Source organism: Parahaliea mediterranea, from assembly GCF_017255185.1.
GTDB lineage: Bacteria > Pseudomonadota > Gammaproteobacteria > Pseudomonadales > Halieaceae > JAFKCZ01.
Map to the genome: position 1 here is coordinate 130,214 of NZ_JAFKCZ010000001.1, position 25,292 is coordinate 155,505.

General features: G+C 64.9%; 22 protein-coding genes. 12 read left to right on the forward strand and 10 right to left on the reverse strand.

Annotation, left to right across the window (positions count from 1 at the left end; genetic code table 11):
- Positions 1–9: 9 nt before the first annotated feature.
- The gene (locus tag JYP50_RS00580) at positions 10–1,344 is read right to left on the reverse strand and encodes an MFS transporter (RefSeq protein WP_241262679.1); all 1,335 of its coding nucleotides are present in this window, start codon (positions 1,342–1,344) and stop codon (positions 10–12) included.
- 180 nt (positions 1,345–1,524) lie between these two features.
- Here JYP50_RS00580 and cyoA point away from each other — a divergent pair, with 180 nt between their 5' ends.
- From cyoA to JYP50_RS00615, 7 genes are all read left to right on the forward strand, one after another.
- Positions 1,525–2,433, forward strand: coding sequence for a ubiquinol oxidase subunit II (gene cyoA, locus JYP50_RS00585; RefSeq protein WP_241262680.1), 909 nt, complete (start codon positions 1,525–1,527; stop codon positions 2,431–2,433).
- 65 nt (positions 2,434–2,498) lie between these two features.
- Positions 2,499–4,511, forward strand: coding sequence for a cytochrome o ubiquinol oxidase subunit I (gene cyoB / locus JYP50_RS00590; RefSeq protein ID WP_241262681.1), 2,013 nt, complete (start codon positions 2,499–2,501; stop codon positions 4,509–4,511).
- Complete coding sequence (cyoC, locus tag JYP50_RS00595) at positions 4,511–5,140, forward strand: cytochrome o ubiquinol oxidase subunit III (RefSeq protein ID WP_206558510.1); 630 nt, start codon at positions 4,511–4,513, stop codon at positions 5,138–5,140. The genes cyoB and cyoC overlap by 1 nt, the downstream gene beginning before the upstream one ends.
- Positions 5,137–5,484 (forward strand): cytochrome o ubiquinol oxidase subunit IV, encoded by a 348-nt coding sequence (gene cyoD, locus JYP50_RS00600; RefSeq protein ID WP_206558511.1) that lies wholly within the window; start codon positions 5,137–5,139, stop codon positions 5,482–5,484. Before cyoC ends, cyoD begins: the two co-directional genes overlap by 4 nt.
- A 9-nt stretch (positions 5,485–5,493) precedes the next feature.
- Positions 5,494–6,237, forward strand: a complete 744-nt coding sequence (locus JYP50_RS00605; RefSeq protein ID WP_206558512.1) for an SURF1 family cytochrome oxidase biogenesis protein — start codon at positions 5,494–5,496, stop codon at positions 6,235–6,237.
- A 146-nt stretch (positions 6,238–6,383) separates the two neighbouring features.
- Positions 6,384–7,712 (forward strand): ATP-binding protein, encoded by a 1,329-nt coding sequence (locus JYP50_RS00610; RefSeq protein ID WP_206558513.1) that lies wholly within the window; start codon positions 6,384–6,386, stop codon positions 7,710–7,712.
- Positions 7,713–7,749: 37 nt separating this feature from the next.
- Entirely contained in the window at positions 7,750–8,304 is a 555-nt protein-coding gene (locus tag JYP50_RS00615) for a response regulator transcription factor (RefSeq protein WP_206558514.1), read from the forward strand.
- An 18-nt stretch (positions 8,305–8,322) separates the two neighbouring features.
- On the opposite strand, the gene JYP50_RS00620 is transcribed toward JYP50_RS00615, so the two are convergent.
- Positions 8,323–9,504: a Bcr/CflA family efflux MFS transporter gene (locus tag JYP50_RS00620; RefSeq protein ID WP_206558515.1), complete on the reverse strand. Its 1,182-nt coding sequence runs from the start codon at positions 9,502–9,504 to the stop codon at positions 8,323–8,325.
- Between the two features lie 236 nt (positions 9,505–9,740).
- Here JYP50_RS00620 and JYP50_RS00625 point away from each other — a divergent pair, with 236 nt between their 5' ends.
- Both JYP50_RS00625 and JYP50_RS00630 read left to right on the forward strand, forming a co-directional pair.
- Positions 9,741–10,376 carry a TetR/AcrR family transcriptional regulator gene (locus tag JYP50_RS00625; RefSeq protein ID WP_206558516.1) on the forward strand — a complete coding sequence of 212 codons (636 nt, stop codon included), beginning with the start codon at positions 9,741–9,743 and terminating at the stop codon, positions 10,374–10,376.
- Positions 10,363–12,027, forward strand: a complete 1,665-nt coding sequence (locus JYP50_RS00630; RefSeq protein ID WP_241262682.1) for an acyl-CoA dehydrogenase family protein — start codon at positions 10,363–10,365, stop codon at positions 12,025–12,027. Before JYP50_RS00625 ends, JYP50_RS00630 begins: the two co-directional genes overlap by 14 nt.
- Before the next feature lie 43 nt (positions 12,028–12,070).
- On the opposite strand, the gene JYP50_RS00635 is transcribed toward JYP50_RS00630, so the two are convergent.
- From JYP50_RS00635 to JYP50_RS00645, 3 genes are all read right to left on the reverse strand, one after another.
- Positions 12,071–13,537, reverse strand: coding sequence for an FAD-binding oxidoreductase (locus JYP50_RS00635; RefSeq protein ID WP_206558518.1), 1,467 nt, complete (start codon positions 13,535–13,537; stop codon positions 12,071–12,073).
- Between the two features lie 127 nt (positions 13,538–13,664).
- Positions 13,665–15,032 (reverse strand): KamA family radical SAM protein, encoded by a 1,368-nt coding sequence (locus tag JYP50_RS00640; protein ID WP_206558519.1) that lies wholly within the window; start codon positions 15,030–15,032, stop codon positions 13,665–13,667.
- A gap of 266 nt (positions 15,033–15,298) precedes the next feature.
- Positions 15,299–15,949, reverse strand: a complete 651-nt coding sequence (locus tag JYP50_RS00645; protein WP_206558520.1) for a hypothetical protein — start codon at positions 15,947–15,949, stop codon at positions 15,299–15,301.
- 233 nt (positions 15,950–16,182) lie between these two features.
- Here JYP50_RS00645 and JYP50_RS00650 point away from each other — a divergent pair, with 233 nt between their 5' ends.
- Together JYP50_RS00650 and JYP50_RS00655 are read left to right on the forward strand one after the other, a co-directional pair.
- Positions 16,183–17,040, forward strand: a complete 858-nt coding sequence (locus JYP50_RS00650; RefSeq protein ID WP_206558521.1) for a hypothetical protein — start codon at positions 16,183–16,185, stop codon at positions 17,038–17,040.
- A gap of 163 nt (positions 17,041–17,203) precedes the next feature.
- Positions 17,204–17,749 (forward strand): OmpA family protein, encoded by a 546-nt coding sequence (locus JYP50_RS00655; protein ID WP_206558522.1) that lies wholly within the window; start codon positions 17,204–17,206, stop codon positions 17,747–17,749.
- Between the two features lie 211 nt (positions 17,750–17,960).
- Here JYP50_RS00655 and JYP50_RS00660 read toward each other — a convergent pair whose 3' ends face one another.
- The gene (locus JYP50_RS00660) at positions 17,961–19,187 is read right to left on the reverse strand and encodes a DUF11 domain-containing protein (protein ID WP_206558523.1); all 1,227 of its coding nucleotides are present in this window, start codon (positions 19,185–19,187) and stop codon (positions 17,961–17,963) included.
- A 285-nt stretch (positions 19,188–19,472) separates the two neighbouring features.
- Here JYP50_RS00660 and JYP50_RS00665 point away from each other — a divergent pair, with 285 nt between their 5' ends.
- A complete protein-coding gene (locus JYP50_RS00665) occupies positions 19,473–22,166 on the forward strand; it encodes a M1 family metallopeptidase (protein WP_206558524.1) in 2,694 nt (897 codons plus the stop codon).
- 69 nt (positions 22,167–22,235) lie between these two features.
- Here JYP50_RS00665 and JYP50_RS00670 read toward each other — a convergent pair whose 3' ends face one another.
- From JYP50_RS00670 to JYP50_RS00685, 4 genes are all read right to left on the reverse strand, one after another.
- On the reverse strand, positions 22,236–23,447 hold the full coding sequence (locus tag JYP50_RS00670; protein ID WP_206558525.1) for a hypothetical protein: 1,212 nt from the start codon (positions 23,445–23,447) through the stop codon (positions 22,236–22,238).
- A gap of 103 nt (positions 23,448–23,550) precedes the next feature.
- Positions 23,551–24,054 (reverse strand): redoxin family protein, encoded by a 504-nt coding sequence (locus JYP50_RS00675; RefSeq protein ID WP_206558526.1) that lies wholly within the window; start codon positions 24,052–24,054, stop codon positions 23,551–23,553.
- Positions 24,055–24,061: 7 nt separating this feature from the next.
- Positions 24,062–24,538, reverse strand: a complete 477-nt coding sequence (locus JYP50_RS00680; RefSeq protein WP_206558527.1) for a cytochrome P460 family protein — start codon at positions 24,536–24,538, stop codon at positions 24,062–24,064.
- Positions 24,539–24,608: 70 nt separating this feature from the next.
- Positions 24,609–25,202, reverse strand: coding sequence for a MarR family winged helix-turn-helix transcriptional regulator (locus JYP50_RS00685; protein ID WP_206558528.1), 594 nt, complete (start codon positions 25,200–25,202; stop codon positions 24,609–24,611).
- Positions 25,203–25,292 lie beyond the last annotated feature (90 nt).

The window sequence follows — 25,292 nt, forward strand, 5'->3', positions numbered from 1 at the left end:
GGGCAGGGGTCAGTGATTGTTGCCGATCCGGCGGTTGATGCGCAGCGCCAGCAGGGTGCAGGCGACGCCGGAGAGCAGGTAGCCGCTCACCGCCCACAGGCCGAATTCGATGGACAGGCCCAGCGCCACCAGCGGCGCGAAGGCCGCGCCGATCAGCCAGGCGAAGTCGGAGGTGAGGGCGGCGCCGGTGTAGCGGAAGCGGCGCTCGAAGTTGGCGGTCACGGTGCCCGAGGCCTGGCCGTAGGACAGGCCCAGCAGGAGGAAGCCGGCGACAATGCACAGGTCCTGCTGCAGGGCCGAGCCGCCCATCAGCAGGGGGGCGAACAGGCTGAGTACGCCGATTACCACCGCCATCAGGCCCAGGGTGGTGCGCTTGCCGATGCGGTCGGCGACCAGGCCCGAGGCGATTGTGCCCAGAATGCCCGCCACCGCGCCGAACATCTGTACCGTCAGCACCTGGTCGATGCCCTGTGAACCCTGGGCAACGATCCAGGACAGGGGGTAGATGGTCACAATGTGGAACAGGGCGTAGCTGGCCAGCGCCGCGAAGCCGCCGAGCAGGATATTGCGCCCCTGCTTGCGGATCATCTCCCGGGTACTGATCGGCTCCAGATCGCTCTCTTCCAGGGCCAGGGTGTACTCGTGGGTGAGCACCAGGCGCAGGCGGGCGAACAGGGCGACCACGTTGATGGCGAAGGCCACGAAGAAGGGGTAGCGCCAGGCCCAGCTGAGGAAGTCCTCGCTGTCCACGCTGAGTGTCAGGTACAGGAACAGGGCGTTGGCCAGCAGGAAGCCGATCGGGGCCCCGAGCTGGCCCAGCATGGCGAACCAGTTGCGCCGGCGGGGCGGCGCGTTGAGCGACAGCAGTGAGGGCAGGCCGTCCCAGGAGCCGCCCAGCGCCAGGCCCTGCAGCACGCGGAAGAAGGCCAGCAGCGCGATCGACCAGCCCCCAAGGGAGGCGTAACTGGGCAGGAAGGCGATGCCGGCGGTGGCGGTGCCGAGCAGGAACAGGGCGGCGGTCAGCTTGGTGCTGCGGCCCCAGTGGCGCTGAATGGTCATGAACAGCGCGGTGCCGAAGGGGCGGGCGATAAAGGCCAGCGGGAAAATGCCGAAGGCGTAGAGCATGCCCTGCAGCTGGTCGACGAAGGGGAAGAACACCGACGGGAACACCAGCACGCAGGCGATCCCGAAGACGAAGAAGTCGAAGTATTCCGAGGCGCGGCCGATGACCACGCCCACGGCGATCTCGCCGGGGGCGAGGGGGGAGTGCCCGGCGGGCGTGTCCATGCCGCCGTGTGGTGCGCCGGCGAATGCGGGGGAGTTGTGTCCGGTAGCGTTGGCCATGGGAATAAGGTCTTCCGGGAAAATTTGGTTCAGTAACCGCCAAGGCTACTCGCTTTGCGATGGGTCCACCATAGGACAAATTGTCCAATTCAATCCTCCGGTTGAATGTCGTAGAGTCCGCGCCACATTCCAAAGCCAGACCTGCGAGTGGCGATGTCTACTTCGAGAAACCTTTGCAAATTGTTACCGACCTCGGCCCTGGCGGCGACGCTCGCCGGTTGCGATATGGTGGTCATGTCGCCCTCCGGGGATATCGCCCGCCAGCAGGCCGATCTCATCATCTGGTCCACCCTGCTGATGCTGATCATCATCGTGCCGGTCATCCTGTTGATTTTCCTGTTCGCCTGGCGCTACCGGGCGTCGAACAGGGAGGCGACCTACAAGCCCGACTGGGATCATTCCACGACCCTGGAACTGGTGATTTGGGCGGCGCCGCTGGCGATCATTATCGCCCTGGGCGCCCTTACCTGGGTGAGCACCCACAAGCTGGACCCCTACCGGCCGCTGGATCGTATCGACGAGGAGCGACTGGTGCCCGAGCATGTGGAGCACATGGTGGTGGAAGTGGTGGCCATGGACTGGAAGTGGCTGTTCTTCTACCCCGAGCTGGGCATCGCCACGGTCAACGAGATGGCGGCCCCGGTGGACCGGCCCCTGCAGTTCAAGATTACCGCCACCACCATGATGAACGCCTTCTACATCCCGGAACTGGCGGGGATGATCTACGCCATGGGCGGCATGGAAACCCAGCTGCACGCGGTGATCAATGAAGAGGGCACTTTCGAGGGCTTCTCCGCCAACTATTCCGGCGAGGGCTTCAGCCAGATGCGCTTCGATTTCCTCGGGCTCTCCGAGGGCGATTTCGCGCAGTGGGTCGAGCGGGTCAAGTCCCAGGGCAGCCCCCTGAGCCACTCCGTGTACAAGGCCCTGGAAAAACCCAGTATCGACGACCCCGTGCGGTATTACAGCGAGGTCATGCCCGGACTCTACGACGCCATTCTCAATCGCTGCGTCGACCCGGGGGAGGTGTGCATGAAGGATCTCATGAAGAGCCATCACCACCACCACGGCGAGGGGGCTGGCGAATAGCCGGTCAGCGGAACTGAATTCGGCCGCAATCCAGCGGCCTCAGCGTTAAACACAAGGGCGCCAGCATGTCGTCAAGCTTTTCATCAACAACGTCTTCGGATCCCACCTCGGCCGTGTTCGGCCGCCTGAGCTGGGACTCCATTCCCTACCACGACCCGATCATTGTCGGCACCTTCGCGGTGGTGGCCATCGGCGGCGTCGCGCTGCTGGCCGCGCTCACCAAGTACAAGGTGTGGGGTTATCTGTGGAAGGAGTGGTTCACCAGTATTGACCACAAGAAAATTGGTGTGATGTACATGGTGCTGGGCATCATCATGCTGCTGCGCGGCTTTGCCGACGCCATCATGATGCGCCTGCACCAGGCCATGGCCTTCGGCGAGAACATGGGTTACCTGCCCCCGGATCACTACGACCAGATCTTCACCGCCCACGGCGTGATCATGATCTTCTTCGTGGCCATGCCCTTCGTGGTGGGCCTGATGAACTACATCGTGCCCCTGCAAATCGGCGCACGCGATGTGGCCTTTCCCTTCCTCAACAACTTCAGCTTCTGGATGACCGCCTCCGGCGCGGTCCTCATCATGCTGTCGCTGTTCGTGGGGGAGTTCGCCAAGTCCGGCTGGCTGGCCTATCCACCATTGACGGGGATACTACAGAGTCCGGGGGTCGGGGTGGACTACTACATCTGGGCGCTGCAGATCGCCGGGGTGGGCACGCTGCTGTCGGGGGTTAACTTCGTGGTGACCATCGTCAAGATGCGCGCTCCCGGCATGACCATGATGAAAATGCCGGTGTTCACCTGGACCGCCCTGTGCACCAACATCCTGATCGTGGCCTCATTCCCCATCCTGACCGCGGTGCTGGCGATGCTGTCCCTGGATCGCTACCTGGACATGCACTTCTTCACCAATGACATGGGCGGCAACGCCATGATGTACATCAACCTGATCTGGATCTGGGGTCACCCGGAAGTGTACATCCTGATTCTGCCGATTTTCGGGGTGTTCTCTGAAATCGTGTCGACCTACAGCGGCAAGCGCCTGTTTGGTTACTCCTCCATGGTCTACGCCACGGTGGTGATTACCATCCTGTCCTACCTGGTGTGGCTGCATCACTTCTTCACCATGGGCTCGGGCCCCACGGTCAACAGCTTCTTCGGCATCACCACGATGATTATCTCGATCCCCACCGGGGCCAAGATATTCAACTGGCTGTTCACCATGTACCGCGGGCGCATCCAGTTCGACGTGCCCATGCTGTGGACCATCGGCTTTATGGTCACCTTCGTGATCGGCGGCATGACCGGGGTCATGCTGGCGGTGCCCCCGGCGGACTTCGTGCTGCACAACAGCCTGTTCCTGATCGCCCACTTCCACAACGTGATTATCGGCGGCGTGGTCTTCGGGGTGTTCGCGGCCATCGCCTACTGGTACCCGAAAGTCACCGGCTACAAGCTCGACCCCTTCTGGGGCAAGGCCTCCTTCTGGTGTTGGCTGATTGGCTTCTACCTGGCCTTCATGCCGCTGTACGTGCTCGGCCTGATGGGCGTGACCCGCCGCGTGAGCCATTTCGAGGACGCCTCCCTGCAGATCTGGTTCCAGATCGCGGCGGTGGGCGCGGTGCTGATCGGCATCGGTATTGCCTGCTTCCTGATCCAGCTCTACGTGAGCTACAAGAAGCGCGATCAGCTGCGCGATGAAACCGGCGACCCCTGGAACGGCCGCACCCTGGAGTGGTCAACCAGCTCGCCGCCGCCCCAGTACAACTTCGCCTTCACACCGCGCGTGCACGACAACGACGCCTGGTGGCAGATGAAGCAGCACGGCTACAAGGCGCCCCGTGAAGGATTCACCCCCATTCACATGCCCAAGAACACTGCCGCCGGTCTCGTATTGTCCGGGCTCAGCACGGTCTTTGGCTTCGCCATGATCTGGTACATCTGGTGGTTGGCGGGCCTGTCCTTCGCGGCCCTGGTCATCTGTACGATCATTCACACCTTCAACTACAAGCGTGACTACTACATTCCCGTGGAAGAGGTGGAGAAGGTGGAGCGGCAACGTGCGGAGGTACTGGCCTGATGAGCAATACAGCGACAATCCCCGCCGGCAACGGCGACAAGCTGGACTTCCTGGTACGCGGCGAACACCACGTGCCCCAGGGTACCCTGCTGGGCTTCTGGATCTACCTGATGAGCGACTGCCTCATCTTCGCCGCGCTGTTCGCCACCTACGGCGTGTTGAGCTTGAACTTCGCCGGCGGCCCGACCGGCGGCGACCTGTTCGATCTCAAGCTGGTGGCCCTGAACACGGCGTTCCTGTTGATCTCGTCGATCACCTACGGTTTCGCGGTGCTGAAGATGCAGATGAACAGCCTGCGCGGCACCATTGGCTGGCTGGCGGTGACCGGCGTGTTTGGCCTGGCCTTCCTGGCGGTGGAGCTGTACGAGTTCTACCACATGATCCACCTCGGCGCCGGCCCCCAGCGCAGTGGTTTCCTGACCGCCTTCTTTGCCCTGGTCGGCACCCACGGCCTGCACGTGACCTTCGGCTGCATCTGGCTGGTCACTCTGCTGCTGCAATTGCGCAAGCACGGTCTGATCCAGGCCAACCGCCGGCGGGTGTTCTGCCTGTCGATGTTCTGGCACTTCCTGGATGTGATCTGGATCGGTGTCTTTACCTATGTCTACCTGATGGGATCGATGATATGAGCGAGCACGACCATCACGCCGAAGAGGCGCCCCACAGCACTTTCAAGGGCTATATGATCGGCTTTGTGGCCTCGGTCATCCTCACCGCCATTCCGTTCTGGCTGGTGATGAGTGATGTGCTCGATTCCCGCAATGCCACCGTGCTGGTCATCCTCGGTTTTGCCGTGGTGCAGATCGTGGTGCACATGATCTACTTCCTGCACATGGACTTCCAGGCCCAGGGCGGATGGACCATGTTGTCGTTGATCTTCACCGTGGTCCTGGTATTTATCACCCTGTTCGGTTCCCTGTGGGTGATGTACCACATGAACGTGAACATGATGCCCTCCATGATGGGGGGCTGACGGCGCGCCGTGAACGCCCTTGCGGAAAACGCCCGCCGGCCCGGCAGAGTGCTCCGGCGGGGCGTGCTGGCGGTGGCCGGCCTGCTGGCCTTTGCCGGCTTTCTGGCGCTGGGCAACTGGCAGCTTGAGCGGCGGGTGTGGAAACTGGACCTCATCGAGCGGGTCAACGCGCGGGTCGATGCGCCGGCGGTGACGGCTCCGGACCGGGCCCGCTTCACCCCCGAACACGATGAATACCGGCATGTATCGGTCCGCGGCCGGTTCCTGGCCGGGCGCGATACGCGGGTGGCGAGCGCCACCGAGCTGGGTACCGGCTACTGGGTGCTAACGCCGCTGAGTCGGATCGACGGTAGCCTGGTGCTCATCAACCGGGGCTTCGTCGGCCAGGGCGTCGAGCCGGCGCCGGTTCCCGCCGGCGAGGTGCGCGTCGAAGGGCTGTTGCGCCTGTCCGAGCCCGGCGGCGGCGTGCTGCGCGAGAACGAACCCGGCGCCGATCGATGGTATTCGCGCGACGTCGATGCCCTCGCCGCCCATCTGCGACTCGATGATGTCGCGCCGTATTTTATCGACGCCCACGCGGGAGCCCCGGGCAGTCCCGGCGGCGACGGGCCGGTGGGTGGCTTGACCGTGATCAGTTTCCACAATAGCCACCTGGTATACGCCCTCACCTGGTACGGTCTGGCGGCGATGGTGATCGGCGCCGCGGTGGTGGTGATCCGCGAGGAGCGCCGGCGTGGAGCGGGCGCCTCCTAGCTCTTCGAGCCATTTACCATAGCCCTTCGCCATAGCTCTTCACCATAGCTCTTCACCTTAGCCCGGCAAACGGCTGCGACCTTCCCGCTCCGTGCGTATACTGGGCTCCCCGATAAAAACAGCGGAAGACTGAAGAGGCCGCGCCCATGATCGCTTCTCCCGCGCCGGTCGGCGTCGGCCGGCAGTCCGCCGCCCCGTCGCTGGCTGGCGACAACGACGACATCGTCGGCAAGAACATGCGCCAGCTGATCCAGTTGCGTTGGATGGCCGTGCTCGGTCAGCTGCTCACCATTTTGGTGACTCACTACGGCTTCAAGGTCGCACTGCCCCTGCAGCTGATGCTGGGTGTCCTGGGCGCGCTGGTGGCGTTTAACTTTATCAGTCTGTTGCGCCTGCGTATCGGTTTCAGGGTCTATCCGGTCGAGCTGTTCGTGGCCCTGTTGGTGGACATGGGCACGTTGACGCTCCAGCTGTACTTGAGCGGCGGTGCCACCAACCCCTTTGTTTTCCTCTACCTGCTGCAAGTCGGCCTGGCGGCGGTGCTGCTGCCGACACCCTATGCCTGGACGCTGCTGGGGGTGGCGACGGCCTGCTTCCTGTGGCTGGCGGTGGCGGGGCAGCCGCTGGCCCTGCCCCAGGACTTTCACCGTGGCCTGGGCAGCGTTTACGTCGAAGGCATGCTGATCTGCTTCATGCTCAACGCGGTATTGCTGCTGGTGTTTATCACCCGCATTATCAAGACGCAGCGCGAGCGCGACGCGCGCCTGGCGGAGCTGCGACAGCGGGCGACGGAAAAAGAGCACATCGTGCGCATGGGCCTGCTGGCCTCCGGCGCGGCCCACGAGCTGGGCACGCCCTTGTCCACCATCGCGGTCATCCTCGGCGACTGGCGCTATATGCCGGCTTTTACCTCGGACCCCGATCTCTATCAGGAAATCCAGGAGATGCAGGCCCAGGTGCAGCGCTGCAAGAGCATTGTCAGCGACATTCTGCTAAGCGCGGGGGAAACCCGCGGCGAGTCGTCGGAGGAAACCACGGTCTGTGAATTCCTGGATGAACTGGTGGATGAGTGGAAGGCCAGCCGGCCGGTGACACACCTGAGTTACGACAATCACTTCGGTGAAGACCTGGATATCGCCTCCGACTCCGTGCTGAAACAAACCCTGACCAACCTGTTGGACAACGCGCTGGAGGCCTCGCCCGAATGGGTGGGGCTTGAGGCGGCGCGCAGGGACGATACACTGCAGGTGATTGTGCGCGACCGCGGGCCGGGCTTTTCCCCGGAGATGCTCGAGCGCTTGGGGCGTCCCTACCAATCCACCAAGGGGCGCGCCGGGGGCGGCGTGGGCTTGTTCCTGGTGGTCAATGTCACCCACACCCTGGGCGGCGAGGTGCGGGCGCGCAACAACCCCCAGGGCGGTGCCGAGGTCACCTTGAGCCTGCCGCTGGCGGCGCTGGAACTGGATGAAGACTGAGACGGCGCCGGTCATTGGCAACGACAAGGAGTGAGATGTGGCCGAGGTAGAGGCAGACAACAGTGGTCGCACGCTGATCCTGATCGAGGACGATGCCGCCTTCGCCCGTACCCTGGGGCGCTCCTTCGAGCGCCGCGGCTACCGCGTGCTGAACGCCAACAGCCTGGAGACGGCGCTTCCGCTACTGGAGGATCACCAGCCGGGGTACGCGGTGGTGGACCTGAAGCTGGAGGGAGAAGCCTCGGGCCTCGCCTGCGTGCAGGCCCTGCACAAACACGACCCGGAAATGTTGATCGTGGTGCTTACCGGCTATGCCAGTATCGCCACCGCGGTGGAGGCGGTGAAGCTCGGCGCCTGTCACTACCTCGCCAAACCCTCCAACACCGACGATATCGAAGCGGCCTTCAATGGCGCCGAGGGCAACGTCGATGTCGAAATCAGCGGGCGCGCCACCTCGATCAAAACCCTGGAGTGGGAGCGTATCCACGAGACCCTGGCCGAAACCGGCTTCAATATTTCCGAAACCGCCCGCCGCCTGGGCATGCACCGGCGCACCCTGGCGCGCAAGCTGGCCAAGCAGCAGGTGAAGTAGGGCTCTGGCCGGCCGCCGTCAGGCGCTGTAGCGCCGCGACCATAGCATGCACGCAAAACTGATCACCGCGCAGGCGGCAATGCAGGCGGTGACGCTGACCAACGTTTCCGGCAGCAGGTTGCTAAGGGCGCTGGCGACGCCCCCCAGGCCGAACTGCGCCGCGCCCATCACCGCCGTGGCGGAGGCCGCGCTGCGCGGAAAGTTGTCCAGGTAGGAGGCCTGGATATTGGGGCTGATCGCCCCCAGGGTGCCGGCGTAGAGCATCATTACCGGCAGGAAGGCCTCCACCGGCCAGGCGAGGAGGGCGGCGCACAGCAACAGCAGGCCGCTGCACGATTGCAGGCAGGTGGCGCCCAGCATGATCCGGGCTGGGGGTAGCCAGTTCAGGAGGATGCGATTGAGCAGGTTGCAGGCAAATATCGCGACAATATTGCAGGCGAACAGCAGGGTAAACGCTCCCCGCGACTGCTCAAAGTGGCCCTGGTAGATAAACGAGGCGTAGGTGACGAAGATGATGAGTCCGCCGAAGGACGCCGTTTGCCAGAAGATATAGGGTCGCGCGTCGGCGGTGCGCAGCACGCCCAGGTAGCGGCCCAGCACGCCCACGCCGTCCGCGCCCTGCCGCGGCTTGTGGGGGCCGCGAAACACCGTGGCCGCCAGCAGCGGCAGCAGGCAGAGCGCGTAGCTGCCGAGGCAGACAAACACCAGTCCCCAGGTGCCCAGCTCCAGCAGTGCGGCGCCGATGGCCGGGGCGATGGCCGGAGCGACGATGGCCACCATGCCGATCATCGAAAACAGCTTTGCCGCCTGCACGCCGTGCACCCGGTCGCGTACCAGTGCCGGAATCGAGACCCCGGTCCAGCCGCCACCCAGCGATTGCAGGAAGCGCCCCAGCAGGAGCATGTTCATGCTCTCCACGCTGGCCAGGAAAAAACTGGCCGCGGCGAAAATGCACAGTCCGGTCGCCAGTACGCGACGTCGGCCGTAGCGGTCCGATAGCGCCCCCCCCGTAAGCTGCCCCAGGGCGAAACCCACCATATAGATGGAAATACTGAGGGACACCTCGTGGATGGTGACGCCCAGGGACGCGGCGATCAGCGGAAACGCCGGGAGGTAGGTGTCGATGGCGAAGGGGCCCAGCATCATGGTGAGGCCGAGCGCAAACACCACCGACAGGGGTATGCTGGATGACTGGGTCATGATCCCGCCGGGGTCTGTGGTGAACGGTGGAGGGCCGGAGTTGCCGTGGCTGCGCCGGGCGACTGCCCTGTGCCCGCGTATTCTACTAGACGGGGGTGTCACTTCCGACCACTGGGAATGTGAAAGTTGCAGTCTCGGCTGCGGATCGTGGCCGCGGTGGCCGAATCGGGAGGCTTGTTCAATGAAGTGAACTATGGTTCACTTCTTGGCTCGAGATATGGAATCGGAACCTCATCATGGCCTATCGGGCAACCGCCAGGACCGAGGCGCGCCGCGCCGAAGTGCGCGAGCGCATTCTGCGCTCCGCCCGCGCCCTGGTGGGGGAGCGGGGCTTTGCCGGCGTGTCGATGCTCGCCCTGGCGCGTGGCGCGGGTATCGCCACCGGCACGCTGTACCGCTACTTCCCGTCCAAGACCGATCTCTGCGTGGAATTGTTCCGGCTGGCGACCCGCCGCGAGGTGGAGGCCGTGCGCGCGGCGATGGCGGCTCCCGGGGTGGCCACCGCGAAACTGGCCCGGGGGGTCGAAATGTACGGGGAGCGGGCGCTGCGCAGTGGGCGCCTGGCCTACGCCCTGATCGCCGAGCCACTGGCGCCCGAGCTGGAAACCGAGCGCCTGCGCTACCGGGCCACCTGGCGTGAGATATGGGCGGCGGTCATCGCCGCCGGCGTCGACGCCGGCGAGTTGCCGCCGCAGCCGGTGGCGTTCACTGCCGCGGCCATTGTCGGCGCGTTGGCGGAGGCGGTGGTGCCGTCGCCGGAAGTGCCGCACTCGGATGTGACGCTGTCGTCCCGGGCCCGTATCGAGGCCAGTGTCAATTTTATTCTCAATGCCGTGAACGGCAATTATGGAGTTGAGCATGGACAGAGTTGAATCCGCGACCCTGGCGGAAACCCACGAGGTGACCAACCAGGTCCACACCTTGCAAGATTACAACCTGTACCGCGCCGACCGGGCGCTGGTGGACGCGGTACAGCGGGAGGGCGCCGCGGCCGCCGACGCCGAGCTGACGCGGTTTGGCGAGCTGTGTGGCCGCCCCGATATCATCGAGTGGGGTTTCCAGGCCAACGAGCAGCCGCCGACCTTTCGCAGCCACAACCGGCAGGGACAGCGCACCGACGAGGTGAGCTTTCACCCGGCCTATCACCAGCTGATGGCGCAGGCTATCGGCCACCAGTTGCACTGCCTGCCCTGGACCTCCGGGCGCGGCGATGGTCACGTGACGCGCGCGGCGCTGTTCTACCTGCAAACCCAGGTGGAGGCCGGGCACGGCTGCCCGATTTCGATGACCCTGGCGGCCCGGCCCACGCTGGAAAAGCAGCCGGATATCGCGGCCGAGTGGCTGCCGCGTGTCTACAGCCGCGACTACGACCCCCGCAACATACCCGCCGCGGACAAGCGCGGCGTGACCATCGGCATGGCAATGACCGAGAAGCAGGGCGGCTCCGACGTGCGGGTGAATACCACGCGCGCCTTCCCGGTCGGGCAGCCCGGGGGCGGCCAGCCCTACGAGCTGGTGGGGCACAAGTATTTTGTCTCGGCGCCGATGTCGGACGCCTTTCTGGTCCTGGCCCAGGCCAAGGGCGGCATGTCCTGCTTCCTGGTGCCGCGCTGGCGCCCGGACGGCAGCAAGAACCCGATCCAGCTGCAGCAGCTCAAGCGCAAGATGGGCAATGTTTCCAACGCCTCCAGCGAAACCGAGCTGCGCGGCGCCCTGGGCTGGCTGGTGGGCGACGAGGGGCGCGGGGTGGCCAATATCATCGAGATGGTGGCCCTGACGCGCTACGACTGCATGATCGGTTCCTCCGCCGGCATGCGCCAGGCGGTGGCCCAGGCCACCCACCACTGCGCCGAGCGCAGCGCCTTTGGCAGGAAATTGGTGGACCAGCCCTTGATGCAGAACGTGCTGGCGGACATGGCGCTGGAGGCCGAGGCGGCCATCGCCCTGACCCTGCGCCTGGGCCGCGCGCTGGACAACGGTGCCGATGAGCACGAGACGAAGCTGACCCGTATCGCCACCGGCATCGGCAAGTACTGGATCTGCAAGCGCGCGCCGCAGCTGGCCTACGAATCCATGGAGTGCCTGGGCGGCATGGGCGTGATGGACGACACCATCATGCCGCGCCTCTACCGCGAGGCGCCGATCAACGCCATCTGGGAGGGCAGCGGCAACGTGCAGTGCCTGGATTTGCTGCGGGTGATGCAGCGCAACCCCGAGTGCCTCGAGGCCCTGTTTGCGGAACTGGGCGCGGCGCGCGGCGAGAACCGTCTCTACGACCGCCACCTGGAGCGCCTGCAAGGCGATTTGGCGGCGATGGACCAGGTGGAGTATCGGGCCCGCAACCTGGTGGAGCGGGCGGCGGTTGCCCTGCAGGCCAGCGTGCTGCTGCGCGGTGGCAACGATCGGGTGGCCCAGGCCTTTTGCGACGCCCGGCTCGCCGCCGACCGTGGCCAGCTCTACGGCAACCTGCCCACCGGTATCGATGCGGCGGCGCTGGTGGCGCGGGCGCGGCCCGGGGCCTAGAGGAGCCGGCTGCCTCCGCTGACCCGCGCCCCCGGCGCAGGTTTCAGGCGGGGGTGATATTACTGTTCAGGCGGAACAGGTTGCGTGGGTCGTATTGCGCCTTGACCCGGCGCAGTCGCGGGTAGGCGGGGCCGTAGTTCCCGGCGCTGTCGGCCCCCTCGAACTCGATGTTGTCGTAGTACCCGCCGGTAAAGGGTTCGAGCGCGGCAAACCAGCGGCGGGTTCCGGCGATGGCCGCATCGTCATCGCCCGGGTCGACCCACGCGCCGGCGGTGATGAGCATGGTTTCGGCATTGCGGTGTGGGAAGGCGGTATCGAGCTCTCCGACGCGCCTGACCGCGCCGCCGGCGGTGTGGGTGAAAAAGGCCAGCCGCGGGTCGGGAATGTAGGCCTCGATCATGGCGTCCACCAGCTCCTGGGTGATCGCCTTTGCCATGCCGCTCTTGGCGTAGGAGCGAATGCCGTGGTGGAACGTGGCGTCCTCGTGGGTCTGCAGGACCATGTAGTCCTGTGCCTTGACCCCGTCTTCCATGAGCGTGCCGATCTGGCGCATGGGCGCGAGCTCCCGTTCCCCGCTGGCGGGATTGCCGGCATAGACCACTTCCATGCCCACAATGCCCTGGCCCTCCGGCGTGGTGACCATCATCGGGCCCACGTAGAGGTCGTCCGACAGATCCTGGCTCCACTCGCCGTAGAATTCGAGGACGTCCCTCGCCTGTTCGATGGGCCACATCAGCAGCCCGCTCAGCACCTGACGCTCAAAGGGATGCAGCCGGTAATCGAAGCGTGTCACCACGCCAAAGTTGCCGCCGCCCCCGCGCAGGCCCCAGAACAGCTCTGGTTCGTCGTCGGCGCTCACCTGGCGAACCTCGCCGTCGGCGGTAACCACCTCCGCGCCCACCAGGTTGTCGATCGCGAGGCCGTACTTGCGGTTCAAGCGGCCAAAGCCACCGCCGAGGGTGAACCCGCCGACTCCGGTGTGGGAAACGACCCCCGCGGTGGTCACCAGGCCCCTGGCCAGGCAGGCGCTGTCGAGGTCGTGTAGCAGGGCGCCGCCGCCGGCCGAGGCCGTCCCGCGCTGCGTGTCCACGCCGACCGCGCGCATGTCGGCGAGGTCGATCATCAGCCCGCCGTCGCAAACCGACTTGCCGGGCCAGCTGTGGCCGCCGCCCCGGACCGCCACCAACAGCCCGCGCTCCGCCGCGAAGGTCACCGCGTGGCTCACGTCTTGCGGGTTGGCGCAGCGGGCAATCAGCGCGGGGCGTTTGTCGTGCATGCCGTTCCAGATACGGCGCATGTCGTTGTACTGAGGGTGGCCCGACATGACCACCGGGCCCTGGAGTTGCTCCCCCAGCTCCCTGAGCGCGGCCGCTTCCAGTTCGATTTCCGCGCCCGTCAGCGACACCGCCGGGATCGCGGTGTCGGCCCGGGCCGCGTGGAAGAATTGAAGGGAAAAACCGGTGGCGATACCGGCGCCGAGGGTGGCGCGGCAAAAGGTACGACGATCCATGGCTGTTCCTCCCGCAGAGGCATCGATCGAGCACTCACAAGGGTAGTACAGGCTGTTGGAAACGCCAGTGCGGGGCCGGTTGCAGCGCGACTGGCGAGAGGGCCGGGGGGGGCGGCCGGTCAGTCGCTTAGCCGGCCTGGCGCGCCTCGAAAAAGAACTGTTCTTCCCCGAGGGCGGGCTCCAGGTGATTCAGCCAGGTGGCCTCCTCGTCGTAGCGGGCGAAGAAAGGCCGCTGTACCCAGTTGGGGTCGCGGCCCTGGATCATGCGCAGCGCCAGTACTTTCTCGCCGCGCACCTCGGTGACGCCCTGGATTTCCACCTTGCCCGGGTGCGCGCTCATGCTCGGTCCGCGGGCCGTGCGCGCGATACCGGACACCTGCTGCATGGCCTCGCGGTAGATCTCCCAGGCCCGTACCAGTGGCACCTCGAAGTAGCGGCGCGCGCCGGTGTCGCGCTCCACGAACATGTAGTAGGGCACGATGCCCAGTTCCACCTGGGTCTGCCACAGTCGCGCCCACACCGCGGGGTCGTCGTTGATATGCGCCAGCAGCGGGCCCTGGGCGCGGATCTGGGCACCGGTGTCGCGAATGCGCCGGACCGCCTCACGGGCGATGGCCGGCTCCAGTTCGCGCCAGTGATTGTAGTGGGCCATCAGCGCCAGGTGCTTGCCGGCGGCCTGGATTTCGCGGAACAAATCAAGCAGGTCCTGAGCGTCGGCATCACTGACGAAGCGCTGGGGCCAGAACGTCAGCGCCTTGGTGCCGATGCGAATGGTGCGGATATGGTCGAACTCCTCGCCGAGCAGCGGCTCGAGGTAGGCCCGCAGGTTGCGTGTTTTCATCACCATGGGGTCGCCGCCGGTCACCAGGACATCGGTGACCTCGCGGTGCTCGCGCAGGTAGTCCTGCAACTGCCCCGATTCCTTGGCGGCGATCTGCAGGTCCTTGTCGCCCACGAACTGCGCCCAGCGGAAGCAGAATGTGCAGTAGGTGTGACAGACCTGTCCGGAGCTGGGGAAGAACAGTACCGTCTCGCGGTACTTGTGCTGCAGGCCGTCGATCGGTTCGCCGTTGACATGCGGGATATTGTGCTCCAGCTGGCCGGCCGGGTGCGGGTTCAGCTCGGCGCGGATATCGGCGACGATGGCGTTGAAATCCTCCCGCGGCAATTCGTCCCGCAGGGCCTGCGCCACGCGCTCGAAATACTCCGGCGCCAGCATCTCCCGCTGGGGGAAGGTCAGTTGGAAAATCGGGTCGTCGGGCACCGCGTCCCAGTCGATCAATTCGTCAATCACGTGTTCATTCACGCGGAAGGGCAGCACGCTGGCTACGACCTTCATCTCAAAACGCTGCTCTTCACAGAGCCGCTGCAACTGGGGGATCTTGTCCAGTTGTTTGGCGGTGTAGACCTTGAAGCGCTGGGGCGGGAAGGCCTCGCGCTCCGCCATTTCGGGCTGGTGGTCACCAATTGCAACAATAGTTTGTGTCGTCGGCATCGTGCTCCGTTCCGGTCAGGGGTTGATCGTCGGGTTCACGCGAATGGCGCAAAGGGCGGTAGCCGGGGGCTCCGCTAAGCCGGCCTGCGATGTTGCCGCCAAGCCGAAAGGGTCCGGGGCCCGTGAGCCTCGGGGGCACCTCTGGGGATGCCGTAGGGGCGCGCATTCTAGCCCAAAAAGGGTGCGAGGGTCCAATTGTGCACCCTAGTTGTGCAATCGCGCCGCCGTGAATCCAGGGGTTTTCACACTGGTGCCGCGGAAAGTCTTTATTGCGAGGAGGGTTGAAGAGAGTCGTGGTCCAGCTGGAAAGTGCGCTGCACAGGTTCCGCGGGTGCTTCGGCCATGGATTGTGCGGCGGTTCGGGTTTTGATGGATAGCGTGACGCTGTAGGGCGGGTCGAAGGGCGTTTTTACATCGATAGCCTCGATGTGGACCCGGTCGCCGAGAAACTCGCTGGCCAAATGACGTGTGTGTCCACTTTGTAGATCAATGTTGAACATGCCCAGGTACCAAAACGCCCCAGAGCCCTGTGTGGTGACGGCAAAAGGCGCCACGAACTGCATGGATCCGGAAATGCCGGGCAAATTCAGTGGCGTGATTAGCTGATAATCCAGCAGGACTTGCCCGCGAACCGGGCCATCCTGGTAGTCGCCAACGGCGAGTCGTTGCGGTGCATTAACGCCGCTGAGCGTCACGGGCTTGTCGCTGTCCGGCAGGCGAATGCGAAATGGCTCGCGGGTGTCCAGACTGAACAGGCACCTCATCACGCCGGCGGCCCCGGCTTCGCACGGCGCCGGGCGCGAGCCCCTGGCGCTTTCCTTGAGATGAAGGTCATCCGTTGTGAAATGAAATCTGTGGACTCCAAGAGCCACCACCGCCAACCCCGCCGCCAAGCTTGCCCGTATCAACAGCTTCATAGGTGATCCCTTCAGCGATTTCTTCCAATACAGCGTCCTGACCTGGCTTTCCGGGGGGCGGGAGCCCGGCGGCGCGGCACGCCAGCGCGCGGCTATACTGGTCGGAAGGGTATCACGCGGAGCACAGCATGAGCATTCGGCAGCGAGCCCGGGGGGCTCTTCGCGGCCCTCGGCGCGCGCAGGGAGCGATTTGTCTCGGGCGATGGCTGCTATGTACCGCGGCGCTGGTTGCGATGCCTGTTGCTCAGGCGCGTGACGCGCTGCACTGGCGCGCCGGGGACGGCGGCTTGCTGTCGGCGAGCTATCGATGGTTGTCTTCAACCCGTCTCGATGCCGGCGTCGGTGAAGTGCGGGGCAGGCGCACCGACCTGGTGGCGCAATGGGACAGTGAAGGCGGCCTGGTGGCGGGGCTGGGCCACGAGTACAGCGCGCTGGATGTTCGCGTGACTCCCGAGCGTGCAGCTCCGGTCACCAACGGCGACCTGCATACCCTGTACGCAGTTGTTTCCTGGGATCGCGCGCTGGAAAACGCGGCGTTGAGTCTGGCGTTCGCACCGGCGTTGTCAGCGTCCTCCAATGCATTCAGCGAGCCCGGCGAGTTGAACGGGGACAGCGTACAGGTCTGGGCGTCGGCGATGGCCCTGTTCCCGGCATCACGGGGTGAGTGGGTGCTGGGCGCCGCCCGCGATCATCGCTTTGGGGAAGCGACGATCTATCCGGTAGTGGGCTGGCGGTTGCGCACGGAGTCCTGGCGCGTGCGCCTGGTCTATCCGGACCTGTTGCTGCAACGGGAGCTGGGCCGGCACTGGGCTCTGGGTCTTACCCTGGCGCCGGACGGCAACGAATGGCAGGCCTTCGACGCCAACCTGGCGTGGGAGGGAGCCTTTGCTCGAGAGGCCTGGCAGGCGGAGCTGCAATTTTCCAGGCGCTGGGGTCAACGCCTGGAGACGGCGTTGACGGCGGCATCGGTCTGGGATCAGCATTGGCGGTATGTCGCGCGTGGTGGCCAGCGTCTTGATGTGGGTAGCGACGATAGCTACACCGTCGGTGTGCAAGTGCGCTGGCGACTCGGTGGCACAACCATGAAATAGCGGTATGCCGCTCCCGGGCTGGCGGTGGTCCGCGGTGTCAAGTGAATAGGGCCTGAAGTTGACAGCAAAGCCGGCAGTCGAAATACTTTCGCCGCCGGGGGGCGGAATCTGAGTGCTGGCCGATGGAGCTTTGGCCAGTTAATCGAGACCACAGGAGATGCATATGAATGCAAGCAGACTCGCCCTGCTGGCCGCCGCGGTATTCGCGGTTTCCGGCTGTGCCACCAAAAGTTATGTCGACGAGCGCGTGGCCGCCATGGAATCCAGGGTAAACGGCAGGATCGACGAGTGGAGCGCCACCAGTCGCGAGGCGCTGGAGCGGGCGGAAATGGCCGGCAAGCTTGCCGAGGGTAAATTCCTCTACACCGTTGTGCTGGCCGAGGACGACCTGAATTTCGCAACCGACCGGGCGACCCTGTCCGAGCTCGTGCAGTCGCGACTGACCGACCTCGCCGGCCGGCTCAAGGCCGACAACGCCAATGTGTATCTGGAAATCCAGGGCCATACGGACGCCACCGGACCGGCGGACTACAATCGGCAACTGGGCCTGCGGCGCGCGGAAGCCGTGCAGCGCTATTTGCATACCAAGGGCGTGGCTCTGGATCGGATGGCAACGATTTCCTACGGCGAGGACGCGCCCGCCGCCGACAACAGTACCGCCGAGGGGCGCCGCGCCAACCGGCGCGTGGAGGTTGTTGTACTGAAGTAGCCGGGGGCCAGGCGTAGCCGCCCCCTGGGCACGGGAAAGCGGGCCGCCTTTGCGCGGCCCGCTTTTTGGTCGAATGAATTCGACCCTACAGGGGTGTGCTGTGGGGTGTGTAGGGCGGAATTCATTCCGCCGCTTTTTGGTCGGGGCGTACGCTATATCGCCAGAGGCAAGGAAGCCCGCAGCGGCGAACGCCGGACGTGCTGGCGGTTGCTTACAGAAGCCGGCTTCTGGCGCCCGCGATCAACAGCGCGAGGACCGTCAGCGCCAGCCCCGCGGGACCCGTGACCGGGATGGCCCGCGCGGATGTTCCGGGGCCCGGAGTGGGTGGCGGTGGTGGCGCCGGCGCCGGTAGCACGGCGACGACGGTGGCATCGATCGCCGCGGCGGTATCGGGGTCGTCGGTGAGCAGGTTGGTCAGCCCGTCGGCGGATACCAGGCCCTGGTTGACGATCTGGGTCACGCTGGCCGGAGTCGAGGCGTCGATTGCCGCATCAAAGTTCACCGTGGCGGTGGTGCCGCCCGGCAGCGCGCCAAAGTCGATCTCCACGACCGTGTCGCCCGGATTGTTGCCGGACAGGACGGCGCCTTGGGTGGTGGTGACCGAGCCCGCGACCAGGTTGGTATTGCTGTCCAGGGTGTCGCGGAACACCACATTGTTCACCTGCCCGCTGCCCATGGTATTGGCGACTTGCACCGTGTAGCGCAAGACATCTCCCGGGTTAGCCACGCTGTTGCCATGGGTGTCCACCAGCAGGTTGCCCCGTTTGCTCGCGCTGAGCGTGGAGGTGGTCTCTACACGGCCGATGGCCAGGTTCTGGGACGGCGGTGAGTAGATTTGCAATTGCAGCGCGCCAATGCTGTTGAAGGTGGCGGGACCGTTGAACCCCAGTACGGAAAAGGCCGAAAACGGCACGATGAAGGTCTGGGGGGACGAAATACCGCCGGGGAGATTGAGCGCCGCCCGAGAAGAGTAGCCGAAGCTGGAATCGGCCACGATATACACGGTTGCCGGGTTGTCGCTGGCGTTGACGCTGATCGCGATGGCGTCGTGGCGGCCGCCTTCGGTCAGGTCGACACCGCCCAGGCCGCTGGTGTCCACGGTCCCGGTACCGTCGGCACCGTCCCAGACGACGAAGGCGTATGAGAAGGTGCCCGCCGTGGAGTCCTTGTTGTAGTTGTAGGCGCCTCCGGAGACATCCGCGCTGGAGGTAGTGCCGTCGGCTATGGTGGGGTGCAGGGTGAGCGTGAGCTCGCGTTCGCCGCCAAGGATACCGCTGCCCGATATCCAGTGGTCGACACGGGTGCCGGTATCGGCCGGTGCGGTCCGGCTTATCGCGGGTTGATCGGTTTCGAAAGTGTCGATAACAACGGCGTTGGCGGTGCCCGCCAGACAGCCCAGCGCAAGGCTGGTGGTTAGATAGCGTAAGGTGCGTCGCAAGTCCTGTTCCTCTTTTTTGTACGAAGACTCGGTATCCGCGCCCAGGCGATGCATGGGGTTGCCACCGGGGAGCGGGGCTTTTGTCAGAGATTGCCGAAACCCGGCGGGCTTCGGCCGGGGTATTCTAGTGGTAGAGAGGCTGACCGTACTACAAAAAACTGACCAACGGATTAAAAATAGACCGTCGAGCAGTTAAGCTGTGACACAGGCCTCGTTCGCAAGCCGGTTTGTCTTTGTTATCGACCCGGGCGGCGGGGCAACAGCCACCCATGGAGCCCGTCATCAATGCCCAGTATTTTCCGCGTGTTAACCGTATTCATGTGCCTCGCCAGCCTTGCCGCGTGCGATCGCGTGCCGCGGCAGCAGGCCGGCGCCGCGCCGCCGGGCGCGCCGGTCTATCTGGCCGACGAGCACGAGGCGCCGCGGGGCAAACTGCCGTCGCTGGCACGGCCGCTGGCCTACCGTCTCGATCTGAGGGTCGACCCGCGCGCGGAGGGTCTCTCCGGCAGCGCGCGCATCGACCTGGAGTTGCTCCGTCCGAGCGACGTGATCTGGCTGCACGGCAAAGATTTGGCCGTAAGCCGGATACGGGCGGTATTGGCGGGAGGCGAGGCCGTTGCCGCCACGTATGAACAGGTGCTGGACACCGGCGTGGCGGCAGTCAGGCTTGCAGCGGTGGTGCCGGCGGGTGAACTGTCACTGGAGATCGACTACGCCGCGCACTACAGCCGCACGCTGGTGGGCCTGTTCAAGGTGGAGGAGCAGGGTGACGCCTATGTCCTGGCCAAGTCCGAATCCATCCAGGCGCGCCGTTTCCTGCCGGGCTTTGACGAGCCGGGCCTGAAGGCGACCTTTGACTGGCGCCTGACCGTGCCGGCGGGATACCCGGTGATCGGCAACACCGCGGAACTGGATCGCGCACCCGCTGGCGAGGGCATGGAAACGGTGACCTTCGCCACCTCGCCGCCGATGCCGACCTACCTGCTGTCGCTGGCGGTAGGGCCCTTCGACGTGGTGGAACGCCCGGCGCTGCCCGCCAACGCCTACCGCGACGCGCCGGTGCCGCTGCGCGGTTTCGCGCGCCGCGGACGGGGGGCCGGGCTCGACTACATTCTCGATATTACGCCGCGCATGGTGGAAATTTTCGAGACCCAGCTGGAACGGCCCTATCCCTTCGGCAAACTGGATATCGTGGCCGCGCCCCAGTGGCCGAGCGGCGCCACCGAGTTGTCCGCCGCGCCCACCTACCACGAGCAGCTGATCCTGGTGGGTGGCGACCCCTCGCCGGGTGAGCGGCTGACACTGCTGAGCGAGCACGCTCACGAGATTGCCCATATGTGGTTTGGCAACCTGGTGACGCCGCCCTGGTGGGACGATTTGTGGCTGAAGGAGGGCTTTGCCACCTGGGGCACCCCGCTGGCGCTCGCCGCGATGGAGCCCGAAGCCGGCCATGAGTTGGCCGCCGCGGCCCGCGCCATCGACGCCATGCGCCTGGATTCACTGGCCAGCACCCGGGCCATTCGCGAGCCCATCGACGACAACGAGAATGTCCGCAACGCCTACGACGCCATTACCTACCAGAAGAGCCTGGGGGTGATCCGCATGGTGGATCGCTATTTCGGCCCGGAAACCTTCCGCCCGGCCCTGGGCCGCTATGTCGGACGCTATGCCGGGGGCAGCGCGGACGCCGCCCAGTTCTATGCGGCCATCGCGGAAGCGACCCGAACGCCGGCTTTGACCGCCGTGTTCCGCGATTTTGTCGAGCAAAAGGGCGTGCCCGTGGTCGATGTGGCCTTGCGCTGCGGCGAGGGCGCGCCCGCAGTTACCCTGCGGGAAAGCCGCTACAAGCCCCTGGGCTCGACAATCGATGCGCACGCGCGCTGGAGTATTCCCCTGTGCCTGCGCACCGATGACGGCGCCAGGCACTGCGAGATGCTGGTCGCGGCGGAACAGACCGTGACACTGCCTCGGAAGACATGCCCCGACTGGGTGCTGCCCAATGCCGGTGGCGACGGTTACTACCGATGGAACCTGCCACCGGCGCAGTGGCGCGCCCTGCTGGCGGATTTCGACCAGCTCGGTCCGGCGGAGGCGCTGTCGCTGGTCGACAGCGCGCTGGCGGCCTTCGAGGCAGGTCAGTTGCCCCCGGCACTGGTGTGGGAGGTGGTCGCGGCATCGGCGGTATCCTCGGCGCCGCGGGTGGTGAGCGCTCCCTTGCATCAGTTGCAGCGCTATAGCCGCCACTACCTCGATGCCGTGCAACGCACGACCCTGGCCGGGAATCTCCGGCGTTGGTACGGCCCGGCGATAGATCGCGCGAAAGCCAGCGAATCACCGGAGGCGCAGCTGCTCCACACGGAACTGCTGGGCTTGATGGCGCTGGAGGCTCAGGATACAGGCGCGAGGCGGGAATTGCGGACCAGGGCCGTGGACTTTACGGGCTTCGGTGGCCCACGCGATCCCGGGGCCCTAGCCTCGGAGCTCTACGAAGCCGCCCTGACCGTCGCGGTCCAGGACCTGGGACAGGACTTTGTCGAGCACCTGATCGAATTGCGTCGGGATCTGGACGACCCGCGCTTCGCTGCGGCCGCCGCCAGTGCCCTGGGGCGGGTCAGTGACCCCGAGCTGCTGCCGACGGTGTGGGCATTGGCGCTCAGCGGCGAGCTGAACCCGCGGGAGGTCTCCAGCCTGCTACACAGCGCCACCGCGCCAGGCGAGACGCAAGAAGCGAATTGGCAGTGGATACGGGACAATTTCCCGCAAATCGTCGCGCTGATCCCCACCCAGTGGCGCCGCCGCCTGCCCGAGCTGGCCGCGGATTTCTGCTCCGAAGCGGCATTGCAGCAATTGCGTGCGCTGTTTAACGAATACGCCGAACTGGCGCCGGGCCACCGGCGTGCGTTGACGCAAACCCAGGAGCGTATTCAGTTGTGCCTGGCGCAGGCAGGGCGGGGTGAGGTACTTGCCGAAACCCTGTAGGCGCAGCCTCGGTGCTGGACCGGGTGCCGGCTTCCCGCCCACGAGTTGCCCGCTTCTTTGCGCTTCGGGCTACTGCCGTCGTGACAGCTTGCGGGCACCGGACAAGAGCAGCAGTCCGGACAGTCCCAGCAGGAGGCTCTGTGGCAGCACGGGTATCGCTTGCGGAGCTGGCGGTGGTGCCGGCCGCGAACCATCGTCTGTGTTGATGCCCGCTACCGCAGTGATGGCAAGGTTGTTCCAGTTGCCATCCGCCGATGCGCTATTGCCAAACAGGATCTGAAAATTCGCGTCTCCATCCGCCACGCCGTCGTCCACGCCAGTCACGTTCAAGGTTTGCGGTATGTTCCAGTTGGCTGGTGTAAAGGTGATGGTCGAGGCGCTGGTCATCGCTTCCCCGGGCGCACTAACGGTAACACTGAAACTGACATCGCTTGCGGGTGCCGCGCTGAGTACCATATCGATGCTGTCGCCGCCCCCCGATTCGGAAGTTTGCAGCGGGTTGTTGGCGGGTGACAGGAGGACTTCGCGCACCGGAGCATCGACATTGATGGCCAGGCCTTGAATGTCATTCAGGTCGATACCGTTGTAATTGCCGTCGAGGCTAGACGCGGGGTCGGTGACCACAGTGAATGCCTGGTCCGCGTCAAATGCCGCGTCGGCGACCGCGGTGACGTCAAACGTGGCTGAGTAGCCGTTGCCCGCCTGCAGTGTGACAGTGCTGGTGGACACGGTTGCCTCCCCGCCGGCGATACTGACATCGATGGAGATGTCGCTGGTTGGTGCGCCGGTCACCGTCAGGGTGACAGTTTGGGAACTGCCCTCGTCCAGATAAAACGCCGTGCCACTGGCTGGGCTCATCAGCACGGTGTTTATCCCCTCGATATTCCGGTTGGTGACATCCACATCGAGCGCGAAGGCGCCGTTAAAGGACGCGGTGCCCCCTGTAGCGGTTGTGAATTGGGAAATGGTATACATGACATCGCCATCGTTACCGTCACCCGAGGCGCCAGGGGTGACGGTGACGCTCTGCGGGGTATCCCAGTTTGCGTCGGTAAATGTAAGGGGGCCGCCGCTCACGGTGCCTTCGGTGACATCACCGGAGGACGGGGTGACCGTGACAGTCTCGCCGGCACTGGGTGCCTGGTCGAGATACACCCAATAGGTCACGCTGCTGCCGTCTTCGTGGGTTATCAGCGTGGTGGGTTCTGTGTTTACCAGAACGGCGGCCTGGACCGGTACCGACAGGCATGCGGTGAAAAATAGCAGGTGAGCTGGACGCACGAGTATTCCTTTATGGTATTTGACTTGCACGGCAGTATACGAAAAAGACACAGCCTGCTGAAGAAGTAACGGTTTATTGCCCGGCGGCACTCAAGCGTGGTATTTATGACATCGGGCCTTTCCGTGTTGCGCTTGCTGGTTCCATCAGGAGCTGCATCACTTCCGCGCCGAATCGCAGCTCGGGCACCAGGCCAAATACTTGCCGGCGCAGTCTCCCCTGCCGGTCGATGAGCAGGAAGGTCGGCGTGCCCTGCATCCGGTACGCGGCCATGGTCTGGGGGATTGGGCGTCCATCCCGCGCCGGTGCGTCGATGCCCACGGGGCAGCGGATGCCATACTCGTGCAAAAACGCTTCCAGCACGCTGGCTGTTACCGCCTCGTGGTGCTCGAACACCGTGTGCAGGCCCACCACGCAAACCCCCTGCGGCGCGAATAGCTCGTGCAAGGCCTTGAGCTGGGGAATGGCATGACTGACGCAGCCGGGGCAAAGCATCTGGAAAGCGCAGGCGACAACAACCTTGCCGCGCTGCGCTTCCAGTGAGATGGGCGCCGGCGTATTGAACCACTGGGCGATGTGCCAGGCCGGCGCGCGTTCAGGCTCATTCATGGGCGGATCAATCCCTCAGTGCGCTGAATACGTAGTCGCGATCTTTTTGCGGCTGGTGGCAGGCGAAACAGGCGGTGGCGGCATTCCCGGCCACGACACGACGGGAGGGATCGCCGCCGGCAAAGCCTTCAAAACCCCACCCACCCGTAGCCGAGAACTTGTCTTCGTCTTTGTGCATGACCCCCAGGACTTTTCGGGAGCCTTCACCAATCGTGTTGCCCTCGTGGACGGCTTCCAGCAGGTCGAAAATAATCACCGCGCCGTTGGGGAAGCGTCCATCGCGATAGCCTTTTAGTGCTTCGTTATTGGCGTAGAGGTGATGAATCCCGCCAAAAGCGGTGTACAGCGGGTGCCCTTGTTCGATGACCATGCTTTTTACGTGCTGCCAGTCACGGTAACCGGTCGGGTAGGGGACTTCGGGGTCGGCTTGCAGTGACAGGGCGGTGGCGGCGATGCCGCATGTAACCAGGATCTTGCTTTTCATGATAGGACTCCTAACTATATGTGAGAAGCGAATACCCGTTCGTGTTGCAACGGGGTGGTGCAGGCCGCCCTCAGGCGGCGGGTTCGTGCTCCGCGCAATCCACCCGCAGGTGCCGCTCGGCCATTGCCGCGCCGACGAAGGCGCAGTAATGCGGCGTGTCGGTGCCCGGCGCGACATTCTCGCGAAAATACCGGCAGGTGACGCAGGTACGCTGCGGCGCGATCAGTTGGCGCTGCTGTAATTGCCGGATCATTTTAACCGTCAAGCCCAGTAGTGTTTGCTGTTCCGCGGGCGACAGGCCGTCGACAATCCTGGCGTAGTTACTGGGCCATTCCCGGGCGACGCGGTGGCCCTTTGCGGTGGCTTTCAGGGCGATGGCCCGGCCATCGGACATGTCGGCGCATTTTTTCAGCAGCGCCTTGCGCTCAAGCGCGGCGACCGCGTCGCTGGCCGTGGCCTTGCGTACCCCGACATGGGCGGCGGTGGCGGTGAGCCGGGCGCCCCGCGGACGCCCGGCGACAAAGCGCAGGATGTCGGCCTGGGTCGGGGACAGGCCGGCGCTTTCCGCCGCCTGCCAGTCGAGCTGGCGCGCTACGGCCGCCAGCCGGGTCAGGCCATCGGCCAGGCGGCGATCGAGCGGCTCTGTGATGTCGTCGAAATTCATAGGTAGGAATCCTAACCAAAAAGCCAGGGCTGTCAAGTTTTGCGATCGGCCGGGATTCCTGGGCGTGACTCGCTACCCTGAAATGCCTCG

What these genes read in the sequence shown, in the direction of transcription:
- JYP50_RS00680 (WP_206558527.1), bottom strand. Translation starts at nt 24,538, where the DNA reads ATGAAAAGCAAGATCCTGGTTACATGCGGCATCGCCGCCACCGCCCTG.
- JYP50_RS00665 (WP_206558524.1), top strand. Translation starts at nt 19,473, where the DNA reads ATGCCCAGTATTTTCCGCGTGTTAACCGTATTCATGTGCCTCGCCAGC.
- JYP50_RS00685 (WP_206558528.1), bottom strand. Translation starts at nt 25,202, where the DNA reads ATGAATTTCGACGACATCACAGAGCCGCTCGATCGCCGCCTGGCCGAT.
- JYP50_RS00630 (WP_241262682.1), top strand. Translation starts at nt 10,363, where the DNA reads ATGGACAGAGTTGAATCCGCGACCCTGGCGGAAACCCACGAGGTGACC.
- JYP50_RS00650 (WP_206558521.1), top strand. Translation starts at nt 16,183, where the DNA reads ATGCCTGTTGCTCAGGCGCGTGACGCGCTGCACTGGCGCGCCGGGGAC.
- JYP50_RS00625 (WP_206558516.1), top strand. Translation starts at nt 9,741, where the DNA reads ATGGCCTATCGGGCAACCGCCAGGACCGAGGCGCGCCGCGCCGAAGTG.
- cyoD (WP_206558511.1), top strand. Translation starts at nt 5,137, where the DNA reads ATGAGCGAGCACGACCATCACGCCGAAGAGGCGCCCCACAGCACTTTC.
- JYP50_RS00645 (WP_206558520.1), bottom strand. Translation starts at nt 15,949, where the DNA reads ATGAAGCTGTTGATACGGGCAAGCTTGGCGGCGGGGTTGGCGGTGGTG.
- cyoB (WP_241262681.1), top strand. Translation starts at nt 2,499, where the DNA reads ATGTCGTCAAGCTTTTCATCAACAACGTCTTCGGATCCCACCTCGGCC.
- JYP50_RS00620 (WP_206558515.1), bottom strand. Translation starts at nt 9,504, where the DNA reads ATGACCCAGTCATCCAGCATACCCCTGTCGGTGGTGTTTGCGCTCGGC.
- JYP50_RS00610 (WP_206558513.1), top strand. Translation starts at nt 6,384, where the DNA reads ATGATCGCTTCTCCCGCGCCGGTCGGCGTCGGCCGGCAGTCCGCCGCC.
- JYP50_RS00580 (WP_241262679.1), bottom strand. Translation starts at nt 1,344, where the DNA reads ATGGCCAACGCTACCGGACACAACTCCCCCGCATTCGCCGGCGCACCA.
- JYP50_RS00675 (WP_206558526.1), bottom strand. Translation starts at nt 24,054, where the DNA reads ATGAATGAGCCTGAACGCGCGCCGGCCTGGCACATCGCCCAGTGGTTC.
- JYP50_RS00655 (WP_206558522.1), top strand. Translation starts at nt 17,204, where the DNA reads ATGAATGCAAGCAGACTCGCCCTGCTGGCCGCCGCGGTATTCGCGGTT.
- JYP50_RS00640 (WP_206558519.1), bottom strand. Translation starts at nt 15,032, where the DNA reads ATGCCGACGACACAAACTATTGTTGCAATTGGTGACCACCAGCCCGAA.
- cyoC (WP_206558510.1), top strand. Translation starts at nt 4,511, where the DNA reads ATGAGCAATACAGCGACAATCCCCGCCGGCAACGGCGACAAGCTGGAC.
- JYP50_RS00635 (WP_206558518.1), bottom strand. Translation starts at nt 13,537, where the DNA reads ATGGATCGTCGTACCTTTTGCCGCGCCACCCTCGGCGCCGGTATCGCC.